The sequence below is a fragment of the Nocardioides marmoribigeumensis genome, from assembly GCF_031458325.1.
GTDB classification, from domain to species: domain Bacteria; phylum Actinomycetota; class Actinomycetes; order Propionibacteriales; family Nocardioidaceae; genus Marmoricola_A; species Marmoricola_A marmoribigeumensis.
The window spans coordinates 2,447,151-2,467,121 of sequence record NZ_JAVDYG010000001.1; the positions used below are offsets into that span (position 1 = coordinate 2,447,151).

At 72.3% G+C, this 19,971-nt stretch carries 23 protein-coding genes; 16 read left to right on the top strand and 7 right to left on the bottom strand.

Features of this window, described 5'->3' with window-relative positions:
* The first annotated feature begins 53 nt into the window (after positions 1-53).
* The 5 genes from J2S63_RS11675 (at position 54) to J2S63_RS11695 (ending at position 4,503) form a co-directional block, all read left to right on the top strand.
* Positions 54-392, top strand: a complete 339-nt coding sequence (locus J2S63_RS11675) for a hypothetical protein (protein ID WP_310302169.1) — start codon at positions 54-56, stop codon at positions 390-392.
* Between the two features lie 78 nt (positions 393-470).
* Positions 471-1,196 (top strand): response regulator transcription factor, encoded by a 726-nt coding sequence (locus J2S63_RS11680; protein WP_310302172.1) that lies wholly within the window; start codon positions 471-473, stop codon positions 1,194-1,196.
* Between the two features lie 4 nt (positions 1,197-1,200).
* The gene (locus tag J2S63_RS11685; RefSeq protein ID WP_310302175.1) at positions 1,201-2,691 is read left to right on the top strand and encodes a sensor histidine kinase; all 1,491 of its coding nucleotides are present in this window, start codon (positions 1,201-1,203) and stop codon (positions 2,689-2,691) included.
* Between the two features lie 142 nt (positions 2,692-2,833).
* Positions 2,834-3,388, top strand: coding sequence for a SigE family RNA polymerase sigma factor (locus J2S63_RS11690; RefSeq protein WP_310302178.1), 555 nt, complete (start codon positions 2,834-2,836; stop codon positions 3,386-3,388).
* Positions 3,385-4,503 carry a hypothetical protein gene (locus J2S63_RS11695; RefSeq protein ID WP_310302180.1) on the top strand — a complete coding sequence of 373 codons (1,119 nt, stop codon included), beginning with the start codon at positions 3,385-3,387 and terminating at the stop codon, positions 4,501-4,503. The genes J2S63_RS11690 and J2S63_RS11695 overlap by 4 nt, the downstream gene beginning before the upstream one ends.
* Here the strand turns inward: J2S63_RS11695 and J2S63_RS11700 are convergent.
* The 4 genes from J2S63_RS11700 to J2S63_RS11715 form a co-directional block, all read right to left on the bottom strand.
* Complete coding sequence (locus J2S63_RS11700) at positions 4,500-5,360, bottom strand: SDR family oxidoreductase (RefSeq protein WP_310302183.1); 861 nt, start codon at positions 5,358-5,360, stop codon at positions 4,500-4,502. The genes J2S63_RS11695 and J2S63_RS11700 overlap by 4 nt on opposite strands.
* Entirely contained in the window at positions 5,357-6,808 is a 1,452-nt protein-coding gene (locus J2S63_RS11705; RefSeq protein ID WP_310302186.1) for a cytochrome P450, read from the bottom strand. Before J2S63_RS11705 ends, J2S63_RS11700 begins: the two co-directional genes overlap by 4 nt.
* The gene (locus tag J2S63_RS11710; RefSeq protein WP_310302189.1) at positions 6,808-8,217 is read right to left on the bottom strand and encodes an aldehyde dehydrogenase family protein; all 1,410 of its coding nucleotides are present in this window, start codon (positions 8,215-8,217) and stop codon (positions 6,808-6,810) included. The genes J2S63_RS11705 and J2S63_RS11710 overlap by 1 nt, the downstream gene beginning before the upstream one ends.
* 154 nt (positions 8,218-8,371) lie before the next feature.
* The gene (locus tag J2S63_RS11715; RefSeq protein ID WP_310302192.1) at positions 8,372-9,340 is read right to left on the bottom strand and encodes an alpha/beta hydrolase; all 969 of its coding nucleotides are present in this window, start codon (positions 9,338-9,340) and stop codon (positions 8,372-8,374) included.
* A gap of 164 nt (positions 9,341-9,504) precedes the next feature.
* Here J2S63_RS11715 and J2S63_RS11720 point away from each other — a divergent pair, with 164 nt between their 5' ends.
* The 3 genes from J2S63_RS11720 to J2S63_RS11730 all read left to right on the top strand — a co-directional run bounded on the left by J2S63_RS11720 (position 9,505) and on the right by J2S63_RS11730 (position 11,331).
* Positions 9,505-10,392, top strand: a complete 888-nt coding sequence (locus tag J2S63_RS11720; protein WP_310302194.1) for a phosphoribosylaminoimidazolesuccinocarboxamide synthase — start codon at positions 9,505-9,507, stop codon at positions 10,390-10,392.
* Positions 10,392-10,817, top strand: coding sequence for an SRPBCC family protein (locus J2S63_RS11725; protein ID WP_310302197.1), 426 nt, complete (start codon positions 10,392-10,394; stop codon positions 10,815-10,817). The genes J2S63_RS11720 and J2S63_RS11725 overlap by 1 nt, the downstream gene beginning before the upstream one ends.
* 73 nt (positions 10,818-10,890) lie before the next feature.
* Positions 10,891-11,331 (top strand): pyridoxamine 5'-phosphate oxidase family protein, encoded by a 441-nt coding sequence (locus tag J2S63_RS11730; RefSeq protein WP_310302200.1) that lies wholly within the window; start codon positions 10,891-10,893, stop codon positions 11,329-11,331.
* A 35-nt stretch (positions 11,332-11,366) separates the two neighbouring features.
* On the opposite strand, the gene J2S63_RS11735 is transcribed toward J2S63_RS11730, so the two are convergent.
* The gene (locus J2S63_RS11735; RefSeq protein ID WP_310302203.1) at positions 11,367-11,969 is read right to left on the bottom strand and encodes a hypothetical protein; all 603 of its coding nucleotides are present in this window, start codon (positions 11,967-11,969) and stop codon (positions 11,367-11,369) included.
* On the bottom strand, positions 11,966-12,190 hold the full coding sequence (locus J2S63_RS11740) for a hypothetical protein (protein WP_310302206.1): 225 nt from the start codon (positions 12,188-12,190) through the stop codon (positions 11,966-11,968). Before J2S63_RS11740 ends, J2S63_RS11735 begins: the two co-directional genes overlap by 4 nt.
* 124 nt (positions 12,191-12,314) lie before the next feature.
* On the opposite strand from J2S63_RS11740, the gene J2S63_RS11745 reads away from it, so the two are divergent.
* The 8 genes from J2S63_RS11745 to metW all read left to right on the top strand — a co-directional run bounded on the left by J2S63_RS11745 (position 12,315) and on the right by metW (position 18,730).
* Entirely contained in the window at positions 12,315-13,874 is a 1,560-nt protein-coding gene (locus J2S63_RS11745) for a long-chain-fatty-acid--CoA ligase (RefSeq protein ID WP_310302209.1), read from the top strand.
* The gene (locus J2S63_RS11750; RefSeq protein ID WP_310302211.1) at positions 13,871-14,341 is read left to right on the top strand and encodes an SRPBCC family protein; all 471 of its coding nucleotides are present in this window, start codon (positions 13,871-13,873) and stop codon (positions 14,339-14,341) included. Before J2S63_RS11745 ends, J2S63_RS11750 begins: the two co-directional genes overlap by 4 nt.
* Before the next feature lie 61 nt (positions 14,342-14,402).
* Positions 14,403-14,660, top strand: coding sequence for a phosphoribosylformylglycinamidine synthase subunit PurS (gene purS, locus J2S63_RS11755; protein ID WP_310302214.1), 258 nt, complete (start codon positions 14,403-14,405; stop codon positions 14,658-14,660).
* Positions 14,657-15,325 carry a phosphoribosylformylglycinamidine synthase subunit PurQ gene (gene purQ, locus J2S63_RS11760; RefSeq protein WP_310302217.1) on the top strand — a complete coding sequence of 223 codons (669 nt, stop codon included), beginning with the start codon at positions 14,657-14,659 and terminating at the stop codon, positions 15,323-15,325. Before purS ends, purQ begins: the two co-directional genes overlap by 4 nt.
* Positions 15,326-15,338: 13 nt before the next feature.
* Positions 15,339-15,596, top strand: coding sequence for a LuxR C-terminal-related transcriptional regulator (locus J2S63_RS11765; protein ID WP_310302220.1), 258 nt, complete (start codon positions 15,339-15,341; stop codon positions 15,594-15,596).
* Positions 15,597-15,675: 79 nt separating this feature from the next.
* Complete coding sequence (locus J2S63_RS11770) at positions 15,676-16,962, top strand: O-acetylhomoserine aminocarboxypropyltransferase/cysteine synthase family protein (RefSeq protein ID WP_310302222.1); 1,287 nt, start codon at positions 15,676-15,678, stop codon at positions 16,960-16,962.
* Positions 16,963-17,000: 38 nt separating this feature from the next.
* Positions 17,001-18,146: a homoserine O-acetyltransferase MetX gene (metX, locus tag J2S63_RS11775; protein ID WP_310302225.1), complete on the top strand. Its 1,146-nt coding sequence runs from the start codon at positions 17,001-17,003 to the stop codon at positions 18,144-18,146.
* The gene (metW, locus tag J2S63_RS11780; RefSeq protein WP_310302228.1) at positions 18,146-18,730 is read left to right on the top strand and encodes a methionine biosynthesis protein MetW; all 585 of its coding nucleotides are present in this window, start codon (positions 18,146-18,148) and stop codon (positions 18,728-18,730) included. The genes metX and metW overlap by 1 nt, the downstream gene beginning before the upstream one ends.
* A 129-nt stretch (positions 18,731-18,859) precedes the next feature.
* Here metW and J2S63_RS11785 read toward each other — a convergent pair whose 3' ends face one another.
* Positions 18,860-19,927: a PQQ-dependent sugar dehydrogenase gene (locus J2S63_RS11785; RefSeq protein ID WP_310302231.1), complete on the bottom strand. Its 1,068-nt coding sequence runs from the start codon at positions 19,925-19,927 to the stop codon at positions 18,860-18,862.
* Positions 19,928-19,971: the final 44 nt, after the last annotated feature.

Genomic DNA, 19,971 nt, shown 5'->3' on the forward strand with positions numbered 1-19,971 from the left:
GTCCGCGACGGGTCCCGAGGGACCCGCGAGAGCGCCGAGGAGGAGGACACCCCATGCAGCTGGTGCACATCACGCTCACCGCCCTGCAGCGCCGCAACCGCGTCGCCTTCGCGGTGACCCCGCTCGGATCCCCGTCGCCCGAGACCGGTGAGCACGTCGTCGTGCAGGACCAGAGCGGTGCCTTCTTCGGCGCGGTCTGCGTGGACTCGGCGTACGACGCCGACGGGCGCGGCACGCACCGGCTGAGGCTCGGCGCGGCCCTGCCGGAGATCCTCGTCGAGCGGCGGCTGGGACGCCACGACGTCCCGTCGCCTGCGGCAGAGGCCCTGCACGCCCAGGTCGAGCAGTACCTCACCGAGGCCGCGGCGTTCCAGGCCTCGTTCGCCGAGTAGCCCCCGCCGAGGCGGGTCCACAGGAAGCACACAGGAACCGCACAGCGGGACCGCGCACAGCCAGGGCACAGTAGGGCCATGGCCGCAGAGAACGACACTCTCACGCGCCCGGACGGCTCGCCGGTCCAGGTGCTCGTCGTCGACGACGAGCCCAACATCGCCGAGCTGCTCGGCATGGCGCTGAGGTACGAGGGCTGGTCGACGACCCTGGCCCACACCGGCCTCAAGGCGGTCACTGCCGCCAAGGCGGTCAAGCCCGACGCGGTCGTCCTCGACATCATGCTGCCCGACATCGACGGCCTCGAGGTGCTGCGCCGGATGCGGGAGCACGTGCCCGACGTGCCCGTCCTCTTCCTCACCGCCAAGGACGCCGTCGAGGACCGCGTCGCCGGGCTGACCGCGGGGGGCGACGACTACGTCACCAAGCCGTTCTCGCTCGAGGAGGTTGTCGCGCGGCTGCGTGCCCTGATGCGCCGCTCCGGGGTCTCGACGAGGTCCTCGTCCTCGGTGCTCACCGTCGGCGACCTCACCCTCGACGAGGACAGCCACGAGGTCACCCGCGGCGGGGAGGAGGTCAACCTCACCGCGACCGAGTTCGAGCTGCTCCGTTTCTTCATGCGCAACCCGCGCCGGGTGCTGTCCAAGGCCCAGATCCTCGACCGCGTGTGGCACTACGACTTCGGCGGCCAGGCCAACGTCGTCGAGCTCTACGTGTCCTACCTGCGCAAGAAGATCGACGCCGGTCGCGCCCCGATGATCCACACGCTGCGCGGCGCGGGCTACGTCCTCAAGCCGGCCGAGTGAGCCGGTGAACCTCGCCCGGCCGCACCTGCCGGTCACGCTGACCGCGCGGCTGCTGGCGATCCTGGTCACCCTGCTCGCCGTGGCCGGGCTCCTCGTGGCGGTCTCCACCACCCTGGCGATGCGCACCTACCTCACCGACCGGCTCGACTCCCAGGTGCTCGACTCCGTCGGCCGCGCCAGCCGCGACCCCGACGACGTCGGACAGAGCGACGACCAGCCCGGGCCCCGACGCCCGCCGCTGGAGTTCGGGCTCGGCGACCAGGAGGGGTCACTGGCCGCCGTCACCACGGGAAGCGGGTGGACGGCCGTGACCCTCGAGGTGAAGCCGGGTGCCCACCGGCCGTCCCCCGAACCGCTGCCCACCAAGGCCCTGCGCGGACTGGACTCCCTCGACCTCGAGGAGAGCGGGGTCCAGCAGGTCGAGCTCGACGGTGCCGGCACCTACCGCGTCGCCGTCCGCCGCGGCGAGGTCCAGGGGCAGCCCACCATCCTGGTCAGCGGCCTGCCCACCCACGACCTCGACCGCACGGTCCGGCGGATGCTGCTGGCCCAGCTGCTCCTCACCGGCGCCGCAGTGCTCGCGGCCGGGGTGGTCGGCCAGCGCGTGGTCCGTCGTACCCTCCAGCCGCTGAAGGCCGTCGCGACCACCGCCCACGAGGTCGCCGGGATGCAGCTCGACACCGGCCAGGTGGGGGAGACCGCGCGCGTGCCCGAGGAGTACGTCGACGCGCGCACCGAGGTCGGACAGGTCGCCGGCGCGCTCAACCTGCTGCTCGGCCACATGGAGGGCGCACTCGACGCCCGCCACCGCAGCGAGCAGCAGGTCAGGCAGTTCGTCGCGGACGCCAGCCACGAGCTGCGCACCCCGCTGGCCACGATCATGGGCTACGCCGAGCTCGCCCGGCGCAACCCCGAGTACGACGGGGCCGAGGCGCTGCTCAAGGTCGAGGCCGAGGGCGTGCGCATGCGGGGGCTGGTCGAGGACCTCCTCCTGCTGGCCCGGCTCGACTCCGGCCGGCCCCTGGCGCGCGAGGAGGTCGACCTCACGCTCCTCGCGCTCGAGGGCGTCCAGGACGCCCAGGTGCTCGCACCGGACCACGAGTGGGTGCTCGACCTGCCCGACGAGCCGGTCTCCACGATCGGCGACGGTCCGCGGCTGCACCAGGGGCTGACCAACCTGCTCACCAACGCCCGGCGCCACACCCCGCCCGGCACCCGGGTGACGGTGTCGGTCTCGCGCGAGCCGACCGGCGTACGCCTGCGCGTGGCCGACAACGGGCCGGGGATCCCCGAGGAGCTCCGGTCCCGGGTCTTCGAGCGCTTCACCCGCGCCGACGCCTCCCGCACCCGCGACTCCGGCGGTGCCGGCCTCGGCCTCGCGCTGGTCCAGGCCATCGCGGCCGCCCACGGCGGCCTGGCCTACGTCGAGTCCCGCCCCGGCTCGACCGTCTTCACCGTCGACCTGCCGGGGGGTGCAGTTTCACTAGGTACCTAGTGGTTCTGTCACTCCCCGAGCGAAACTTCGCTCGGGGAGTGACAAGTTCACTAGGTACCTAGTGAAACCGTTCCGGGCCCTCTGAACCTTTCGCCGCCGCCGTCGCGTCAACCACACTGAGAACGACAGACGCGAGGCGACCATGGCACGACGTGACGACGCGGAGTTCACCGAGTTCGTGCGCGCCCGGTCGGGGATGCTCCTCCGGACGGCGTACCTCATCCTCGGTGACCATGCGCTGGCCCAGGACCTGGTCCAGGAGGCGCTGACCAAGGTGTACGTCGCGTGGCCGCGCATCCAGCGCCGCGAGGGGGTCGACGCCTACGCACGCACCGTGGTGGTCAACACCGCGATCTCCTGGAAGCGGCGCAGGGGCTGGCGCGGCGAGCAGCCCGTCGGCGAGGTCCCGGAGCCGAGGGGCGCGGCGGCCGACGAGCCCGACGTCCGGCTGGCGATCTGGCGCACCCTGCAGGACCTGCCCCCGCGCCAGCGCGCGACGTTGGTGCTGCGCTTCTACGAGGACCTCTCGATCAAGGAGACCGCCCAGGTGATGCAGTGCGCGGAGGGCACGGTCAAGAGCCAGGTGTCGCAGGGGATCGAGCGGCTGCGCGAGACCCTCGGGAGCCGCGCCGCGGCCCTGGGGCACCTCGAGGCAGCCGACCGCGAGCACGAGCCCGAAGGAGGTGTCCTGCGATGACGGGCCTGGTCGACGTCCTGCGGGAGCGGGCCGGCACGACCGTCGACCTCGACCCGGCCGACGTGCTCGACGAGGCCAGGCGCCGCCTGCGCCGCACCCGCCTCGTGCGCGGGGTGGTCACGGCCGTCGCGGTCACGGCCGCGTCGGCCGTCGCCCTGGTCGTGGCGGCCCCGAAGGGGCACGAGCCACAACCGGTCGCGACCCAGTCGATGACAGCGCCCGCCTACTCGACCGGCGCGGTCCTGATCATCGGCGACAGGGTCGTCGAGGGCGGCGGGCCGGTCACGTCCTTCGTCCGGGTCCCGGCGGGCACGGTCTGGACCACAGGTGAGGGACGGGTGCGGCTGCTCGCCCCGCACGGCAGGGAGGCGATGACGATCGGCACCACCAAGGCCGACGCCCCCCACCTGGTGGCCGATCCGGCGCACGACCAGGTCGCGTGGGTCAGCCGTCCACCCGGCTCCCCGGCGTTCGTGGTCTACGACGTGGCGGCCGGCACCCAGCGCACGATCTTCTCCGAGGTCAGGGGAGGACGGCGCGCCGCGGATCGGGTGCGGGTCTACGGCGTGGACGGCGACGTGCTCTATGCCCGCGACTCGCGCGGCCTGGTGCAGGTCGACCTGCGCGACGAGAGCACCAAGGTGCTGAGCATCTCCCCCGACGACGGGACCATCGCCTCGGTCGCCGGCGGGATGCTCGCCTGGCGCTCTCCCGTGCCGTCGAAGGGCTACGTCGTGGGCCCGCGCTACGGCGACGGGGTCCCGACGGGGCGGCGTTCCCGGCCGATGCTCTCCACCGGAGGGACCTACCTGAGCACCGACGACGACGCCGGTATCCACGTCCAGCGCACCAGTGACGGTTCGGTCGTCACGCCGAGGCTCGAGCCGTCGTACACCCGGGCCGTCGCCTACGCCTGGAGCGACGACGACCACCTGCTGGTCGCCGGTGTGACCAGCCGCCTGGACGGCAGGCGCGTGGTCGACCTGGTGTTCCTCACGTGCGCCATCGACACGGGTCGATGCGAGGTGACCGGCGAGGGCCACTCCTACCCCGGCACCCTCGACCTCCCGGTCGGGGAGCCGGCGAGCGCGCTCGCCGAGGCGCTGCGCCGCTAGCGGGTCGACTCCTCGGCCGCCATGTCGGTGCGTGCCGCGCGGGACTCGTACGACGCGCGCGACGGGTCGTGCGAGGCGTCGGTGAAGACCCGGTCGGCGCCCATCTTCTTGGCCAGCCACAGGCCGGCGCGACGGGGCAGCAGCGTCGTGCTGGTGAGCAGGGGGCCTGCCGAGCGGGGCACGAAGACGTAGAGCCGCGGCTTCTCCAGCGCGGCGGCGATGCCGTCGGCCACGTCTTCGGGCTTGACCGCCTTGAAGGCCGGGAGGTCGGGGACGCCCACGGACAGCTCGGTCTGGACGATGCCGGGCATCACGCAGGACACGCGGACGTCGTGCTCGGCGAGCTCCATCTCGATGCCCTCGCAGAAGGCGATCACCGCGGCCTTGGAGGCGCAGTACGTCGCCCCGCCGGCCAGCCCGGTCTTGCCCGCGGTGGAGGCGATGTTGACGATGTGGCCGCCCTGGCCGCGCGCCACCAGGCGGCGGGCCGCCTCGCGGGAGGCGACGATCACCGAGCGCACGTTGAGGTCCAGGATCCGGTGGGTCGAGGCGTCGTCCTCCTCCAGGAGCGTGGCCAGCGGCATGATCCCGGCGTTGTTGACCACGACGTCGACCGGGCCGAGCTTCTCCTCGGTCTCGTCGAGGAACGAGGCGAACGACTTGGGGTCGGTCACGTCGAGGCGTACGGCGAGGGTGCCGCTGCCGATGCGCTCCGCGGTGGCCTGGGCCACGTCGAGGTCGAGGTCACCGATCGCGACCTTGGCCCCCGCGCGGGCGAGCCGGGTCGCGGTGGCGGCGCCGATACCGCGGCCGCCGCCGGTGATGGCGACGACCTTGCCGTGGAGGGAGGTGCTCATCTGGGTGCCTTTCGGAGGGGTCGCAGGACGAGCGGGAGCCCGTCCTCGGGAGTCGGGAGGGACGTCATGTCCCAGGCCACCTCGTAGCCCGGGTGGGGCAGCTCGAGACGGTGGTGCAGCAGGATCGTGTGGACCAGCGCCTTGACCTCGGCGCGGCCGAAGCTCATGCCGATGCACTTGTGGGCCCCGCCGCCGAAGGCCATGTGGGCCAGGCGGTGCTGCTTGTCCTCGCGGCGCGGCTCCTCGTAGCGGCTCGGGTCGAACTGGTCGGCGGCGGTCCAGATCATCGGCAGCAGGTGGGAGGCCCAGGCCGAGACGGTGATCATCGTGCCCTCGGGCACGAAGTGGCCGAGGATCTCGGTGTCGCGCACCGCGCGGCGCGCCATGCCCGGCACGGGGGTGACCAGGCGCAGCGCCTCCATCACGCACAGGTCGAGGGACTGGAGCTTCTCGGTGCCGGCGAGGTCGATCGGGCCGGCATCGGCGAGCACGAGCGACTCCTCGCGGCAGCGCTCCTGCCACTCGGGGTGCTTGGCGAGGAACCAGCACACCGCGGTCGCGGTGATGGTGGAGGTGTCGTGCGCGGCCATCATCAGGAAGATCATGTGGTTGACGACGTCCTCGTCGGAGAACGCGTGACCGTCGTCGGTCTCGACCTTGCAGAGCGCGGCGAAGAGGTCCTCGTCGTCCGAGGCCCGCTTGGCCGGGATGCGGGAGCGGAAGTACTCCTCGAGCACCTTGCGGCTGCGCAGCCCGCGGTCCCAGCGCAGGCCGGGGACGGGGAAACGCACGTAGGCCAGGCCGGCCCGCACGCAGTCCTCGAAGGCCTCGGCGATCCGCGCGGACTCCTCGTCCTGCTCGGCGCCCATGAAGATCTCGGTGGCGATGCCCAGCGAGAGGTCCTTGACCATCGGGTAGACCTGCACCGGCTCGTCGGCCGGCCACTGCGGGACCTCGCGCTCGATGACCGCGCCGAACTGCCGCGCGTAGGCCTCGAGCCGCGGCCGGGTGAAGGCCTCCTGCATGATCCGCCGGTGGTAGAGGTGCTCCTCGCCGTCGAGCAGCATCAGGCCACGCTTGAAGAACGGGCCGATGAACCACTGCCAGCCGCTCTGGCTGAAGGCCTTGTCCTTGTTGACCAGGACGGCCTGCGCGGCTTCGGCGCCGACGACCGCGCACGCGCGCATGCCGAGGAAGTTGGTCCACGAGACCGGACCGAACTTCTCGTAGTGCTCGATCGAGAGCTGGGGCCCGTGTCGCATGAACAGGAAGGTCTTGCCCACCACCGGCAGCCCGGGCTCACCCATCACCGGCCGCAGGCCGGAGTCTGCCGGCGGCTCGGCGAGTGGCGAGACACGGCCGTGCACGCGCCGGAACAGCGGCTCGAGGTAGCGGTCGCCCGGGTAGTGGGCGAGGGTCGGACGCTTGAGCGGCGGGAGGAGCGCCATCAGTAGAGCTTCCGCACCACGGCCTGCTTCCACCGTGAGAACGGCGGTCGCAGGATCGGGGCGTCGGCCAGCCACGACGGGCGTCGCAGCACCGCCTTGCGGTGGCTGAAGGTCTCGAAGCCCCAGCGGCCGTGGTAGGCGCCGTAGCCGCTCTCGCCGACCCCGCCGAAGGGCAGGGCGTTGACCCCGATGTGGACCATCGCGTCGTTGACGCAGGCGCCGCCCGAGGAGGTCTCGGTGAGCACCTTGTCGACGTTCTCGTCGCCGAAGACGTAGAGCGCCAGCGGCTTGTCGCCGGCGTTGACCGCGGCGATCGCCTCGTCGACGTCGTCGACGGCGAGGAGGGGCAGGATCGGCCCGAAGATCTCCTCCTGCATCACCGCGGCGTCGCGGGAGACCCCGCGCAGGACGGTCGGGGCGACGTACCTCTCGGCCTCGTCGGCGTCGCCGCCCACCACGACCTCGAAGCCGCCGGCGTCGATGAGCTGGCTCAGGCGCAGGGCGTGCCCGGTGTTGACGATGCGTCCGAAGTCGACCGACTCGCGCGGGTCCTTGCCGAACCGGTTGCGGACCTCCTCGACGAGCAGCTCGACCAGCTCCTGCTCCACGTCGCGGTGGACGTAGACGTGGTCGACGCTGACGCAGGTCTGGCCGGCGTTGGTCCACTTGGCAAAGGCGATGCGACCGGCGGCCAGCTTGAGGTTGGCGTCCTTGTCGACGATCGCCGGGCTCTTGCCGCCGAGCTCGAGGGTCACCGGGGTCAGGTGCTTCGCCGCGGCCTGCGCGACGATCCGGCCGACGGTGCCGTTGCCCGTGTAGAGGATGTGGTCCCACCGCTGCTCGAGCAGCGCGGTCGTCTCGGGCACGCCGCCCTCGACGACCACGACCGCCTCGGGGTCGAGGTACTGCGGCAGCAGGCGCGCCATCGCCGCAGACGTCGCCGGGGCGACCTCGGAGGGCTTGCACACCACCGTGTTGCCCGCGGCCAGCGCCGCGGCGAGCGGGGTGAGCATCAGGTGGACGGGGTAGTTCCAGGGCGCGATGACCAGGACGGCGCCGAGCGGCTCGTGGACCACGCTGGCCCTGTCGGGGCGCAGCAGCAGCGGCACCTTGTGCGACTCGGGCCGCATCCACGACGCGAGGTGCTTCTCGACGTACTCGATCTCGCGGCCCGTGCCGCGCAGGTCGGTCAACCAGGCCTCGAAGGGCGGCTTGCCGAGGTCGGCGGCCAGCGCGGCCTGCAGGTCGTCCTCGCACTCGACGAGCAGCCGGCCCAGGGCGCGCAGCTGGTCGCGACGCCACTCCTCGCTGCGGGTCCGTCCGGTGCGGTACGTCGCCCGCATGCGCTCGGCGAGCCCCTCCAGACCGCCGGCGGTGCCGGTCGGGCGGTGGTCCTGCGTGGTGGTCACGAGTCCTCCTTCGCCGCGCTGATCGTGACAGTGACGCTGTCAACGACGCGGGGGAGGCCAGTCTGCAACGCCCGGGCAGGGCGCGCCAGGGGTCAGGGTGGAGCGTCTCGTGTGACGGACGTCACCCGTTGTCAGTTCGCCGCGGGGCGAGGGATCAGGCGACGCCGATGCGGGTCACGCCGGTGCGGCGGCCGCGGGCGGCGGCGGCCACCGAGGTCCTCGTGAAGGTCACGATCTCCTCGATGGCGGCCAGGCTCTCCGGGTTGACGTCGGCGAGCACCGGGAACGCGTGCACCTGGCCCTCCCAGACCTGCAGCGTGCAGCGGACCTGGGCGTCGAGCAGGCGCTCGGCCATGAGCTCGGCGTCGACGCGGAGCACCTCGTCGGCGCCGACCAGGATCAGCGCGGGCGGCAGGTCGGTCAGGTCGGCGTTGACCGGCGAGTGGTGGTCCTCGATGCGCGAGCCGACGGCCATGCGGCCGACCCGGCGCAGCCGGCGGACGGGGATGTAGGCGTCACGGCGGGCGTTGTGGTGGGCCACCTTGGGGCGGTGGTCGAAGTCGAGCCACGGCGAGAGACCGACGATGCCGGCCGGCCGCAGGCCCGCGTCGCGCATGCGGATCGCGGTCGCGAAGGCGAGGTGACCGCCGGCCGAGTCGCCGGCGAGGACGATCTGGTGGGCCGGGTGGCCGTTGCGGGTCAGCCAGCGGAACGCGTCCTCGGCGTCCTCGAGGCTGTCGTCGAGGACGCCGACCGGGAGCTGGCGGTAGTCGACGGCCAGCACGGCCATGCCCGTGCGCCACGCGAGCCGCTCGACGATGCGGCGGTGGGTGCCCAGGCCGCAGGCCAGGAAGGCGCCGCCGTGCAGGTAGAGGATCGCGCCGTCGGAGGTCGTGCCGTCGATCGGGGTGACCAGCTCCCCGCGCCACGAGCGGGCGATGATCTGGCGGTGGCTGCAGCGGCCGGATCGGGGGAGCAGGTCAGCCGCGCGGTCGATGAGCGGGAAGAGCTTCATCGTGGAGGCGTTGAGCGGGCCCCACTTCATCACGGGTCCGATGGTCAGCCTGCTGATCGCCTGCACGGCGTCGGACCGGCGGGTGGTGCCGATGCGGTGCTCGATCATGCTGGTCGCCTCTCGTTCCCCCGGTCCCTCTGCCGGGCAGGAATGTAGTACCCGCTGTGGCGTAGACCACTCCTGCCCCCACGGGAGCAGTGTGGACGTGACGAGTCTCACCCTGTCGACGAACCGCCGGACATGGGCTGAACGGCTCCTTCTAGGGTGACCACATGCCCGCGCCGAACCTCCCGCCCGCCCCTGCGATCGCCGGCGCGGAGCCCCTGCACTCCGGCAAGGTGCGCGACCTCTACCGTCTGGCCGACGGCCACCTGCTGATGGTCGCCAGCGACCGCATCTCGGCCTTCGACTTCGTGCTCGAGACCCCGATCCCCGACAAGGGACGTGTCCTCACCCAGCTGTCCCTGTGGTGGTTCGAGCGGCTGACCGAGATCGTGCCGCACCACGTGGTGTCCACCGACGTCCCCGCCGAGGTCGCCGGGCGCGCGCTGGTGTGCGAGGCGCTGGAGATGTACCCCGTCGAGTGCGTCGCCCGCGGCTACCTCACCGGGTCGGGCCTGATCGACTACCGCGAGACCGGCGAGGTGTGCGGCGTCCCGCTGCCGCCCGGCCTCGAGGACGGCAGCCGCCTCGAGCAACCGGTCTTCACCCCGGCGACCAAGGCCGCCCTGGGCGACCACGACGAGAACGTCTCCTACGACGTGGTGGCCGGCCAGATCGGGGCCGACCGCGCCGCCGAGCTGCGCGACCTGACCCTGCGCGTCTACGCCACCGCCGAGGGCGTGGCCCGCGAGCGGGGCATCATCCTCGCCGACACCAAGCTCGAGTTCGGCGCCCGGCCCGATGGCACGACCGTCCTCGGGGACGAGGTGCTCACCCCCGACTCCTCCCGCTTCTGGCCCGCCGACCAGTGGCAGCCGGGCCGCGCCCAGCCGTCGTACGACAAGCAGTACGTCCGTGACTGGCTGCTCTCCGAGGCCTCCGGCTGGGACCGCCACGGCGGGGAGGCGCCCCCGCCCCTGCCGGACGACGTCGTGGAGCGCACGCGCTCGAAGTACGTCGAGGCCTACGAGCGGCTCACCGGCCGGAGGTTCGACTGATGCAGGTCTTCGTCGCCGCGCCGCGCGACCGCGTGGCCGTCTACTTCGCCGACCCCGTCAACCGGCCCGAGTGGCAGGCCAGCCTGCGCCGGGTCGAGATCCTCGACCCCGGCGAGCCGCACGTCGGCCAGCGCTGGGTCGACCACGTGCACGCCGCCCCGCCGTTCCACCTGCGCACCACCCGGTGGGAGCCGGGCCGGGTGTGGGCGGAGGAGGGGACCTCGGGGCCCTTCACCGCGGTCGCGACGCTGCGGTTCGAGGACGAGGTGCGCGACGGCGTCGCCGGCACCCGCGTCACGTGCACGCCGCGGGTCACGGCCAGGGGTCCGGCCCGTCCCCTGGCGCTCGGCGCCCGCCTGGTCGCGGAGGTGCTGGTGCGCAACGACCTCGGGCGCGCCGCCCGTCTCCTGTCCCGCCGACGCTGACCGTGCCGGTCGGCCGCCCAGGCGTGCCCGACCGGCTCTGCCGCCCCGTCCGGGCCCGGGCGAGGATCAGGGCATGGACGAGCCGCTCGAGCTGAGCGCCGAGAAGTGCCTGGAGCTCCTCTCCGGGGGCGTCCTCGGCCGGGTCGCCGCCTGCACCGCGGCGGGCCCACGCATCTTCCCGGTCAACTACTCCGTCGTCGACGACGCGGTGGTGTTCCGGACCACCCCCCTGGGCTCCCTCGGTACGACGGGGTGGCAGACCGAGCTCGCCTTCGAGGTCGACCACGTGGACCACGATGAGGAGCGGGGCTGGAGCGTGATCGCCCAGGGGCGCGGCGAGGTGGTCCAGGACCCGACCGAGGTGGCGCGGATCCGCGCGGTCTGGGAGCCGCGTCCCTGGGCGGGCGGGACGCGGCACCTCTACGTCTGGCTGCGGTGGCGCGAGCTCACCGGCCGCCGGGTCGGCGGCGGCTGGACCCACGAGGACGAGCTGCCGTCCCGACGGCCGGTCTGAGCCGGCCCCCGGCAGGCCGCCGACCCACGTGGTGGTCACCCGTCGCTGACCGCGTCCTCCGCGGGGAGGCCGGTGTCCCGCACGAGGTAGACCCAGGGGAAGGCCCGGGCCCCGACCTGCCAGCCGTCCGCGGCGTACCTCTTCTCGCTCGACCACAGGGCCCGCCGGTGCTCCCACTGCGTGGGGCCGCGTCGCACGCGGTGGCGCAGCATGCCGGCGCCGACGGTGCGCCACCCGAGGCGGCCGGCCAGCTCGAGCTCGGCCATCTCGTCGAAGGCGGTGACCGGACCCAGCCAGCGTTCCTCCACCTCGCCGGCGGACCCGTCCCCAGCGTCGGCACGGTCCCCACCGTCGGCACCGTCGGCACGGTCGGCGCGGTCGGCGCGGTCGTCACGGTCGTCACGCCGCTCGCCGAAGCGCTGCTGCGCGGCCTGGCGCGTCATCCCGAGCTCGGCGCCCAGCTCTGCCCAGCTGTGACCCGCCGCGCGGGCGCTCACCACCGACTGCGCGAGGAGGTCGTGGACGGCGTGCTCCGCGGCCGCGGTGGCCCGCAGCAGTGCGAGGTGGTCGTCGTGCTGGGCGGGTGGCACCTGCTGCAGGATCGCCTGCCCGAGCGCGCGCGACAGGTCCTCGCTCATCGCGTCTCGTCCCGGCTCGGGAGCCAGGGGCCGGCCTCGCCGCGGCCGTGGGGACGGGTCCGGCGCTGATGGTGCCCGGAGAGGTAGGCGCCGAGGAGGACGAGGGCGAGCCCCGCCCCCAGGAGCAACCCGCGGAGGAGACCGTCGAACGGCGAGGCCGCGGTCAGGGCGGCGACGCCGAGGATGATGAGGCCGGCGGGCGAGCGGCGAGGAGAGGTCATGCGTCAACTATTGCTTGACATCATCCTCGTTGTCAATCAACAGTTGACGGCGGTCCTCCCAGCCTCGACCGGTGTGGAGGCCGCGACTAGGTTGTCCTCACCCTGACTGCCTGGAGGCTCGCCGATGCTCAACCTGTCCGCCCTGCTCGAAGACAGCGCTCGCAAGCACCCCGACCGCGACGCGGTGGTGCTCGGCCAGACCCGGCTGAGCTACGGGCGGGTCGAGGCCGCCGCCAACCAGGTCGCCAACCTCCTGGTGGAGCGGGGGATCCAGCCCGGTGACAAGGTCGCGCTGAGCTGCCCCAACCTCCCGTTCTTCCCGATCGTCTACTACGGCATCCTCAAGGCCGGTGCGGTCGTCGTCCCCCTCAACGTGCTGCTCAAGGGCCGCGAGGTGGCCTACCACCTCGGCGACTCCGAGGCCAAGGCCTACTTCTGCTTCGAGGGCACCGCCGACCTGCCGATCGGCGAGGAGGGCTTCAAGGGCTTCAACGACGCCGAGGGCTGCACGGACTTCTTCCTGATCACCGTCGACCCGGCGGCGGCGTCGCCGATCGAGGGCGCGGAGACGATGGGCGCGGCGGTCGCCGGCAGGTCGCCGGTCTTCGAGTCGGTGATCACCAGCCCCGACGACGGCGCGGTCATCCTCTACACCTCCGGCACGACCGGCCAGCCCAAGGGAGCGCTGCTCAGCCACGCCAACCTGGTGCTCAACGCGTTGGAGTCCAACCGGATGCTCGGCACCGACCCGACCGGCGAGCGCCACCTGGTGACGCTGCCGCTGTTCCACTCCTTCGGCTCCACCGTGCAGATGAACGCCGGGTTCGCCAGCGCCTCGACGCTGGTGCTCATCCCGCGCTTCGACGCCTCCGCCGCGGTCAAGCTGCTCGACGCCGAGGAGATCACCTTCTTCGCCGGCGTCCCGACGATGTACTGGGGCCTGCTCGGGGCGCTCGACGACAGCGGGGTCGACGTCGAGAAGATCGCCCGCAACCTCCGCGTCGCCGCCGCCGGCGGGGCCAGCCTCCCGGTCGAGATCCTCAAGGAGTTCAAGTCGCGCTTCGGCGTCGACATCCTCGAGGGCTACGGCCTGTCGGAGACCTCACCCGTCGCGACGTTCAACCAGAAGGACCGTCCCGCCAAGCCCGGCTCGATCGGCTACCCCATCTGGGGCATCGAGGTGAAGCTGGTCAAGGACGACTGGGAGACGGTCGAGGGCGACGGGCCGGACAACATCGGCGAGATCGCGATCCGCGGCCACAACATCATGAAGGGCTACTACAACCGGCCGGAGGCCACCGACGAGGTCATGCGCGACGGGTGGTTCCGCTCCGGCGACCTGGCCTACCGCGACGACGACGGCTACTACTACATCGTCGACCGGTCCAAGGACATGATCATCCGCGGCGGCTACAACGTCTACCCGCGCGAGATCGAGGAGGTCCTGCTCACCCACGAGGCGGTCTCGCTGGTCGCGGTCGTCGGCGTCCCGCACGACAGCCACGGCGAGGAGGTCAAGGCGTTCGTGATCAAGAAGGAGGGCGCCGAGGTCACCGAGGACGAGCTGGTCGCGTGGGCCAAGGAGCAGATGGCCTCCTACAAGTACCCCCGCATCGTCGAGTTCCGTGACGAGCTCCCGATGACCGCGACGGGCAAGATCCTCAAGCGCGAGCTGGTCGAGTGAGCCTCCACGTCGAGGCGTCCCGGGAGGTCCCCGGCACGCCGGAGGAGGTGTACGACGCCGTCATCCCGACCCCGTTGCAGGCGATCTTCAAGCGCCGCCACGGGATCATGCCGCCGATCGCCCGGACCAGCGAGCAGGAGGGGGTCTGGGGCGGCACGGTCGGCCAGACCCGCCGCATCCACCTGGCCGACGGCGGCTCGTTGACCGAGACCCTGGTCGAGTCCGACCGGCCCTCGCGGTCGTCCTACACGATCACCGACATCGCCGGTCCGATGCGGCTCCTGGTCTCGCAGGTTGAGGGGCGCTGGACGTTCGTGCCCGCCGGCAGCCGCACGGTCGTGACCTGGGCGTGGACCCTGCACCCGACCAACGCGGTGACCGCACGGCTGCTGCCGGTGGTCGGGATGTTCTGGCACGGCTACGCCCGCAAGGCCCTGGCCGAGGTGGAGCGTCTCGTCGCGGCGTAGGAGGTCTCGTCGGTCGAGGTGCGAGCAGAGCCCGCCCCGGGACCACCCCTAGAATCCAGGCATGCCCCGCGTCGTCGTCAGCGTCATGCCCAAGCCCGAGATCCTCGACCCCCAGGGCAAGGCCGTGCAGCACGCGCTGCCCAAGCTCGGGTTCGACGGCATCTCCGACGTCCGTCAGGGCAAGCGGTTCGAGCTCGAGGTGGACGGCGAGCTCACCGACGCCCGCCTCCAGGAGATCCACGACCTCGCCGAGAAGCTGCTCTCCAACCCGGTGATCGAGGACTTCGAGGTCGTCGTCCACGAGGACACGCTCCCGTGAGGATCGGCGTCGTCACCTTCCCCGGTTCCCTCGACGACGTCGACGCCGCCCGCGCGGTGCGCGTGGCCGGCGGGGACGCCGTACGCCTCTGGCACGGGGACGCCGACCTCCGGGGCGTGGACGCGGTCGTCCTGCCCGGCGGCTTCTCGTACGGCGACTACCTGCGGTGCGGCGCGATCGCGCGGTTCGCGCCGGTGATGGACGAGGTGGTCCGGGCGGCCCGCGGCGGGATGCCCGTGCTCGGCATCTGCAACGGCTTCCAGATCCTGTGCGAGTCCCACCTGCTGCCCGGGGCGCTGATCCGCAACGACCACCGCAAGTTCGTGTGCCGCGACCAGCGGCTGCGCATCGAGAACAACCGCACCTCCTGGACCTCCGGCTACACCGAGGGCCAGGAGGTGACGATCGTGCTCAAGAACGGCGAGGGCGGCTTCGTCGCCGACGAGCAGACACTCGACCGGCTCGAGGGCGAGGGCCGCGTCGTGGCGCGCTACCTCGACGACAACCCCAACGGGTCGCTGCGCGACATCGCCGGCATCACCAACGACACCGGCACGGTCGTCGGCCTCATGCCCCACCCCGAGCACGCGGTGGAGGACCTGTGCGGTCCCGGCACCGACGGCCTGCCGTTCTTCACCAGCGCCCTGGCGGCGCTCGTCGGCTGAGCCGGTCAAGGACGTGCCGGTCGACCAGCTGGTGCACGCGATCCGCACCGTCGCCGCGGGTGACTCGGTCCTCGCCCCCAGCGTGACGCGTCGCCTCAGCGCGGCCTACGCGCCGCAGACCGGCCGCACCCCTGCCGACGAGGAGCGGCTCGCCCGACTCTCCGAGGCGACGGTCAAGACCCACGTCGGCCGGGTGCTCACCAAGCTCGGGTGCCGTGACCGGGTGCAGGCGGTGGTGTTCGCCTACCGCACCAGCTTCGCCACCTCCTGACCTGCCGCGGGGCGAGACGCCGGCGAGACGTCGACCGGGGGCGCCTTACGTTGTCGTCACGCCATCGAAGGAGATGACCATGACCTACCGTCCCGAGACCATCGCCGTGCACGCCGGCCAGGAGCAGGCCGACCCCGCGACCAACGCGCGCGCCGTGCCGATCTACCAGACCACGTCCTACGTCTTCAACGACACCGAGCACGCCGCGAACCTCTTCGCGCTCGCCGAGCCCGGCAACATCTACACGCGGATCATGAACCCGACCCAGTCGGTCTTCGAGGACCGCATGACCCAGCTCGAGGGTGGGGTCGGCGCTCTCGCGACCGCCTCGGGCTCCGCGGCCACGACGTACGCCGTGCTCAACCTGGCCGGCACCGGCGACAACATCGTCGCCCTCTCGACGCTCTACGGCGGCACCTACGCGCTGTTCGCCCACACGCTGCCGCAGTTCGGCATCACGGTCCGCTTCGTCGACCCGGAGAAGCCGGAGGAGCTGGCGCAGCACGTCGACGACCGCACCCGCCTGGTCTTCGGCGAGACCGTCGGCAACCCGCGGATCAACGTGATCGACATCCAGGCCTGGGCCGACGCCGCGCACGCGCAGGGCCTGCCGCTCATCGTCGACAACACCGCGGCGCCGCTGCTGTGCCGTCCGTTCGACCTCGGCGCCGACGTGATCGTGCACGCCGCGACGAAGTACATCGGCGGCCACGGGACGTCCATCGGTGGCGTCATCGTCGACTCGGGCAAGTTCCCGTGGACCGAGCACGCCGAGCGCTTCCCGGGGCTGACCGGCCCCGACGGCGCCTACCACGGGGTGGTGTGGACCGAGGCCGCCGGCGAGCTGGCCTACATCATCCGCGCGCGCACGGTGCTGCTGCGCAACACCGGCGCCGCGATCGCCCCGCTCAACTCCTGGCTCTTCCTCCAGGGGCTGGAGACGCTGCACCTGCGGATGGACCGCCACAGCGAGAACGCCCTCGCGGTCGCGCAGTGGCTCGAGAGCCGCGACGAGGTGTCGTGGGTCTCCTACCCCGGTCTGGCCTCCAGCGAGCACCGCGAGGTCGCCGAGCGCACGCTCAACGGCAACCGGGGGTTCGGCGGCCTGATCAGCTTCGGCGTCCGGTCCGGTCGCGGGGGCGGACAGCGCTTCATCGAGGCGCTGCAGCTGTTCAGCCACCTGGCCAACATCGGCGACACCAAGTCGCTGGCGATCCACAACGCGACCACGACGCACTCCCAGCTGACCCCCGACGAGCTGGTCGCGGCAGGGGTTCCGGAGGACATGGTCCGGCTCTCGATCGGCATCGAGCACGTCGACGACCTGCTCGCCGACCTCGAGCAGGCGCTCAAGGCCTCTGCCTGAGCGCGGAGGGGCACCGGCCGGTCGGTAGCCTTTTCCAGATGGCCACCCTCGGACTCACCAAGCCGCAGCGGGTCGTCCTCTTCACCGAGGACGACCCCCTGCGCCTTGCCGGTGGCCGGACGCTGGGTCCGGTCGAGGTCGCCTTCGAGACCTACGGCGAGCTGTCGCCCGAGCGCGACAACGTGGTGTTCGTCTGTCACGCACTGACCGGGGACGCCCACGCCGCGGGGGAGCACCCCGACGACGGTCGTCGCGGCTGGTGGGACAACCTGATCGGGCCCGGCAAGCCGGTGGACACCGACCGGTTCTTCGTCGTGTGTCCCAACCTGCTCGGCGGCTGCCAGGGCACGACCGGGCCGTCGTCGCCCAACCCGGAGACGGGGCACTCCTACGGCCGCGACTTCCCGATCCTGCAGATGAGCGACTTCGTGGCGGTGCACCGCGCGCTGCTCGACCACCTCGGCATCGAGCGGGTGATGGCCGCGGTCGGCGGCTCACTGGGCGGCATGCAGGTCCTGCAGTGGGCGGTCGAGCACCCCGAGCAGATCGAGCACGCCGTCGTGGTCGCGGCCAGCGCGCGGCTCTCCGCGCAGAACATCGCGTTCTCGGCGGTCGCCCGCGAGGCGATCATGCGCGACCCGGACTTCCAGGACGGGCATTATTTTGAGTCCGACAAGAAACCGGAGATCGGCCTCGCCATCGCGCGGATGATGGCCCACATCACCTACCTCTCCGACGAGGCGATGACCGAGAAGTTCGGGCGCCGTCTCCAGCAGGGGGAGGAGCCCGGCTTCCGGTTCGGCGTCGACTTCCAGGTGGAGAGCTACCTCGCCCACCAGGGGCGCTCGTTCCTCGACCGCTTCGACGCGATGAGCTACCTCTACCTCACCCGGGTCATGGACTACTACGACCCGTTCGCCGACCCCGACGCGGTGACGCGGGTCGCCGCGGGCGGGACCCACTTCCTCGTGGTCTCCTTCGACACCGACTGGCGGTTCAGCACGTCCCACAGCCGCGAGATCGTGCGGACGCTGGAGCACGCCGGCGTGCCGGTCTCCTTCCGGGAGATCCGCTCGCCGTGGGGCCACGACTCCTTCCTCCTCCAGCCACCGGGCTACCACCCGACGGTGCAGGCCTTCCTCGACCACGCCGACGACTGCCGGGCCCAGCGGGGCGGCGCGTGATGCGCAACGACCTCCGCGTGGTCTCCGGCCTCGTCCCCGACGGCAGCCGCGTCCTCGACCTCGGCTGCGGTGCGGGGGAGCTGCTGTCCCACCTGGCCACCCGCGGGTGCCGCGGCACCGGTGTCGACACCGACGAGGAGGCCGTGCTCGGGGCGATCCGCTCCGGGGTCTCGGTGATCGAGCTCGACGTCGACCACGACCTCGGCGAGTTCGCCGACGACACCTACGACGTCGTGGTGCTCTCGCGCACCCTCCAGGCCCTGCACCGGCCGGCCGACGTGCTCACCGAGATCCGCCGCATCGGTCGGCGCTGCGTGGTCTCGGTGCCCAACTTCGGTCTCTGGAAGCACCGCGCGTTCCTCGCCGTGCGCGGACGGATGCCGGTCTCCCGCGCGCTGCCGCACGAGTGGTTCGACACCCCCAACATCCACCTCGCGACCCTCCCCGACATGGAGGCGCTGTTCGCGCGCACGAGGTGGGACGTCGAGCAGCGGGTCCTCCTCGACGAGTCGGGCTCGCCGCTGCGCCGCCAGGCCGGCGGCAACCTGCGGGCCGGCGCCGCGGCGTACCTCCTGCAGCGCTGACGGCTGCAGGTCGGTTTCCCTGGGTATGCAGGGGACCTGCTCGTTCCCATGGTGAATCCAGCGTGGGAGGCGGCATGTCGGCGTGGAGGGGTTGCCAGGGCCCGGGCTGTCGTCCCGGAGGGACCCCCGTCAGGTGAAGCGGATCCGGACGACCTTGTCGTCGCCGGTGCGGGGGCGCCCCCGGCCGTCGCGGTTGCTGGTGGTCACCCACAGCGAGCCGTCGGGGGCCGCGGCCACGGCCCGGATCCGCCCCAGCGTGTCGTGGAAGTAGCGGGTCTTGGTGCGCGCCCCGGTGCCGCTGATGTCGACCCGCCACAGGCACGCGCCGTGCAGCGCGCCGACCCAGGCGGCGCCGCGTGCGATCGCCAGCCCGCTGGGGGAGCAGGTGTCGGTCGGCGACCAGGTGACGTAGGGGTCGTGGAAGCCGCCCGGCCCGTCACCGCCCTCGACGGTGGGCCAGCCGTAGTCGTGGCCCTTGACGATGCGGTTGAGCTCGTCGCGGTCGTTCTCGCCGAGCTCGGTGGCCCACAGGCGGTGGCGCGAGTCGATGGCGAGGCCCTGCACGTTGCGGTGCCCCAGCGTCCAGACCCGGTTGCCGAACGGGTTGTCCGACGGCGTCGAGCCGTCGGGGTCGATCCGCAGGATCTTGCCGTTGAGGGCGTTGCGGTTCTGCGCCTGCGAGCGGTCGAGCGCGTCACCGGTGGAGACGTAGAGCTTGCCACTGGGCCCGAACAGCAGCTGCCCGCCGTCGTGGTTGGTGCTCCTGGGGATGCCGGCCAGGATCGTGCGCCGGTCGCCCAGGGTGCCGGTGGTGCGGTAGGTCATCCGGATGACGCGGTTGTCGCTGGAGCCGGTCAGGTAGAAGAACACGTGCCGGTCGGAGCGGAACGTCGGCGAGAGGGCGACGCCCATCAGGCCGCCCTCGCCGTGGTCCTGCACGCCGGCGACGTCACCGACCTGGTGCCGTCCGCCCGTCCTGCGCACGCGGTGCACACGGCCCGACTCGCGCTCGGTCACCAGCGCGTCCCCGTTGGGCAGGAACGCCAGACCCCACGGCACGGCCAGGCCCCGGGCGAGGGTCGAGCCGATGAGCGGCCGGGCGTCGGCGCGGTCGCTCATCAGGGTGAAGGCGGTCGCGGTCGCGGCCGAACCGGCCAGCAGCGAGCGGCGGGAGAGACGGGGAGCACTGGAGGTCATGACCGGGGTCCTTCCGAGAGCGTCGTCCCATCGTGCCACCGGGG

Excerpts from the sequence above, each read along its gene's own strand:
- J2S63_RS11675 (WP_310302169.1), top strand. The coding sequence starts at position 54 with ATGCAGCTGGTGCACATCACGCTCACCGCCCTGCAGCGCCGCAACCGC.
- J2S63_RS11680 (WP_310302172.1), top strand. The coding sequence starts at position 471 with ATGGCCGCAGAGAACGACACTCTCACGCGCCCGGACGGCTCGCCGGTC.
- J2S63_RS11690 (WP_310302178.1), top strand. The coding sequence starts at position 2,834 with ATGGCACGACGTGACGACGCGGAGTTCACCGAGTTCGTGCGCGCCCGG.
- J2S63_RS11695 (WP_310302180.1), top strand. The coding sequence starts at position 3,385 with ATGACGGGCCTGGTCGACGTCCTGCGGGAGCGGGCCGGCACGACCGTC.
- J2S63_RS11700 (WP_310302183.1), bottom strand. The coding sequence starts at position 5,360 with ATGAGCACCTCCCTCCACGGCAAGGTCGTCGCCATCACCGGCGGCGGC.
- J2S63_RS11705 (WP_310302186.1), bottom strand. The coding sequence starts at position 6,808 with ATGGCGCTCCTCCCGCCGCTCAAGCGTCCGACCCTCGCCCACTACCCG.
- J2S63_RS11715 (WP_310302192.1), bottom strand. The coding sequence starts at position 9,340 with ATGATCGAGCACCGCATCGGCACCACCCGCCGGTCCGACGCCGTGCAG.
- J2S63_RS11720 (WP_310302194.1), top strand. The coding sequence starts at position 9,505 with ATGCCCGCGCCGAACCTCCCGCCCGCCCCTGCGATCGCCGGCGCGGAG.
- J2S63_RS11725 (WP_310302197.1), top strand. The coding sequence starts at position 10,392 with ATGCAGGTCTTCGTCGCCGCGCCGCGCGACCGCGTGGCCGTCTACTTC.
- J2S63_RS11730 (WP_310302200.1), top strand. The coding sequence starts at position 10,891 with ATGGACGAGCCGCTCGAGCTGAGCGCCGAGAAGTGCCTGGAGCTCCTC.
- J2S63_RS11735 (WP_310302203.1), bottom strand. The coding sequence starts at position 11,969 with ATGAGCGAGGACCTGTCGCGCGCGCTCGGGCAGGCGATCCTGCAGCAG.
- J2S63_RS11740 (WP_310302206.1), bottom strand. The coding sequence starts at position 12,190 with ATGACCTCTCCTCGCCGCTCGCCCGCCGGCCTCATCATCCTCGGCGTC.
- J2S63_RS11745 (WP_310302209.1), top strand. The coding sequence starts at position 12,315 with ATGCTCAACCTGTCCGCCCTGCTCGAAGACAGCGCTCGCAAGCACCCC.
- purS (WP_310302214.1), top strand. The coding sequence starts at position 14,403 with ATGCCCCGCGTCGTCGTCAGCGTCATGCCCAAGCCCGAGATCCTCGAC.
- J2S63_RS11770 (WP_310302222.1), top strand. The coding sequence starts at position 15,676 with ATGACCTACCGTCCCGAGACCATCGCCGTGCACGCCGGCCAGGAGCAG.
- metX (WP_310302225.1), top strand. The coding sequence starts at position 17,001 with ATGGCCACCCTCGGACTCACCAAGCCGCAGCGGGTCGTCCTCTTCACC.
- metW (WP_310302228.1), top strand. The coding sequence starts at position 18,146 with ATGCGCAACGACCTCCGCGTGGTCTCCGGCCTCGTCCCCGACGGCAGC.
- J2S63_RS11785 (WP_310302231.1), bottom strand. The coding sequence starts at position 19,927 with ATGACCTCCAGTGCTCCCCGTCTCTCCCGCCGCTCGCTGCTGGCCGGT.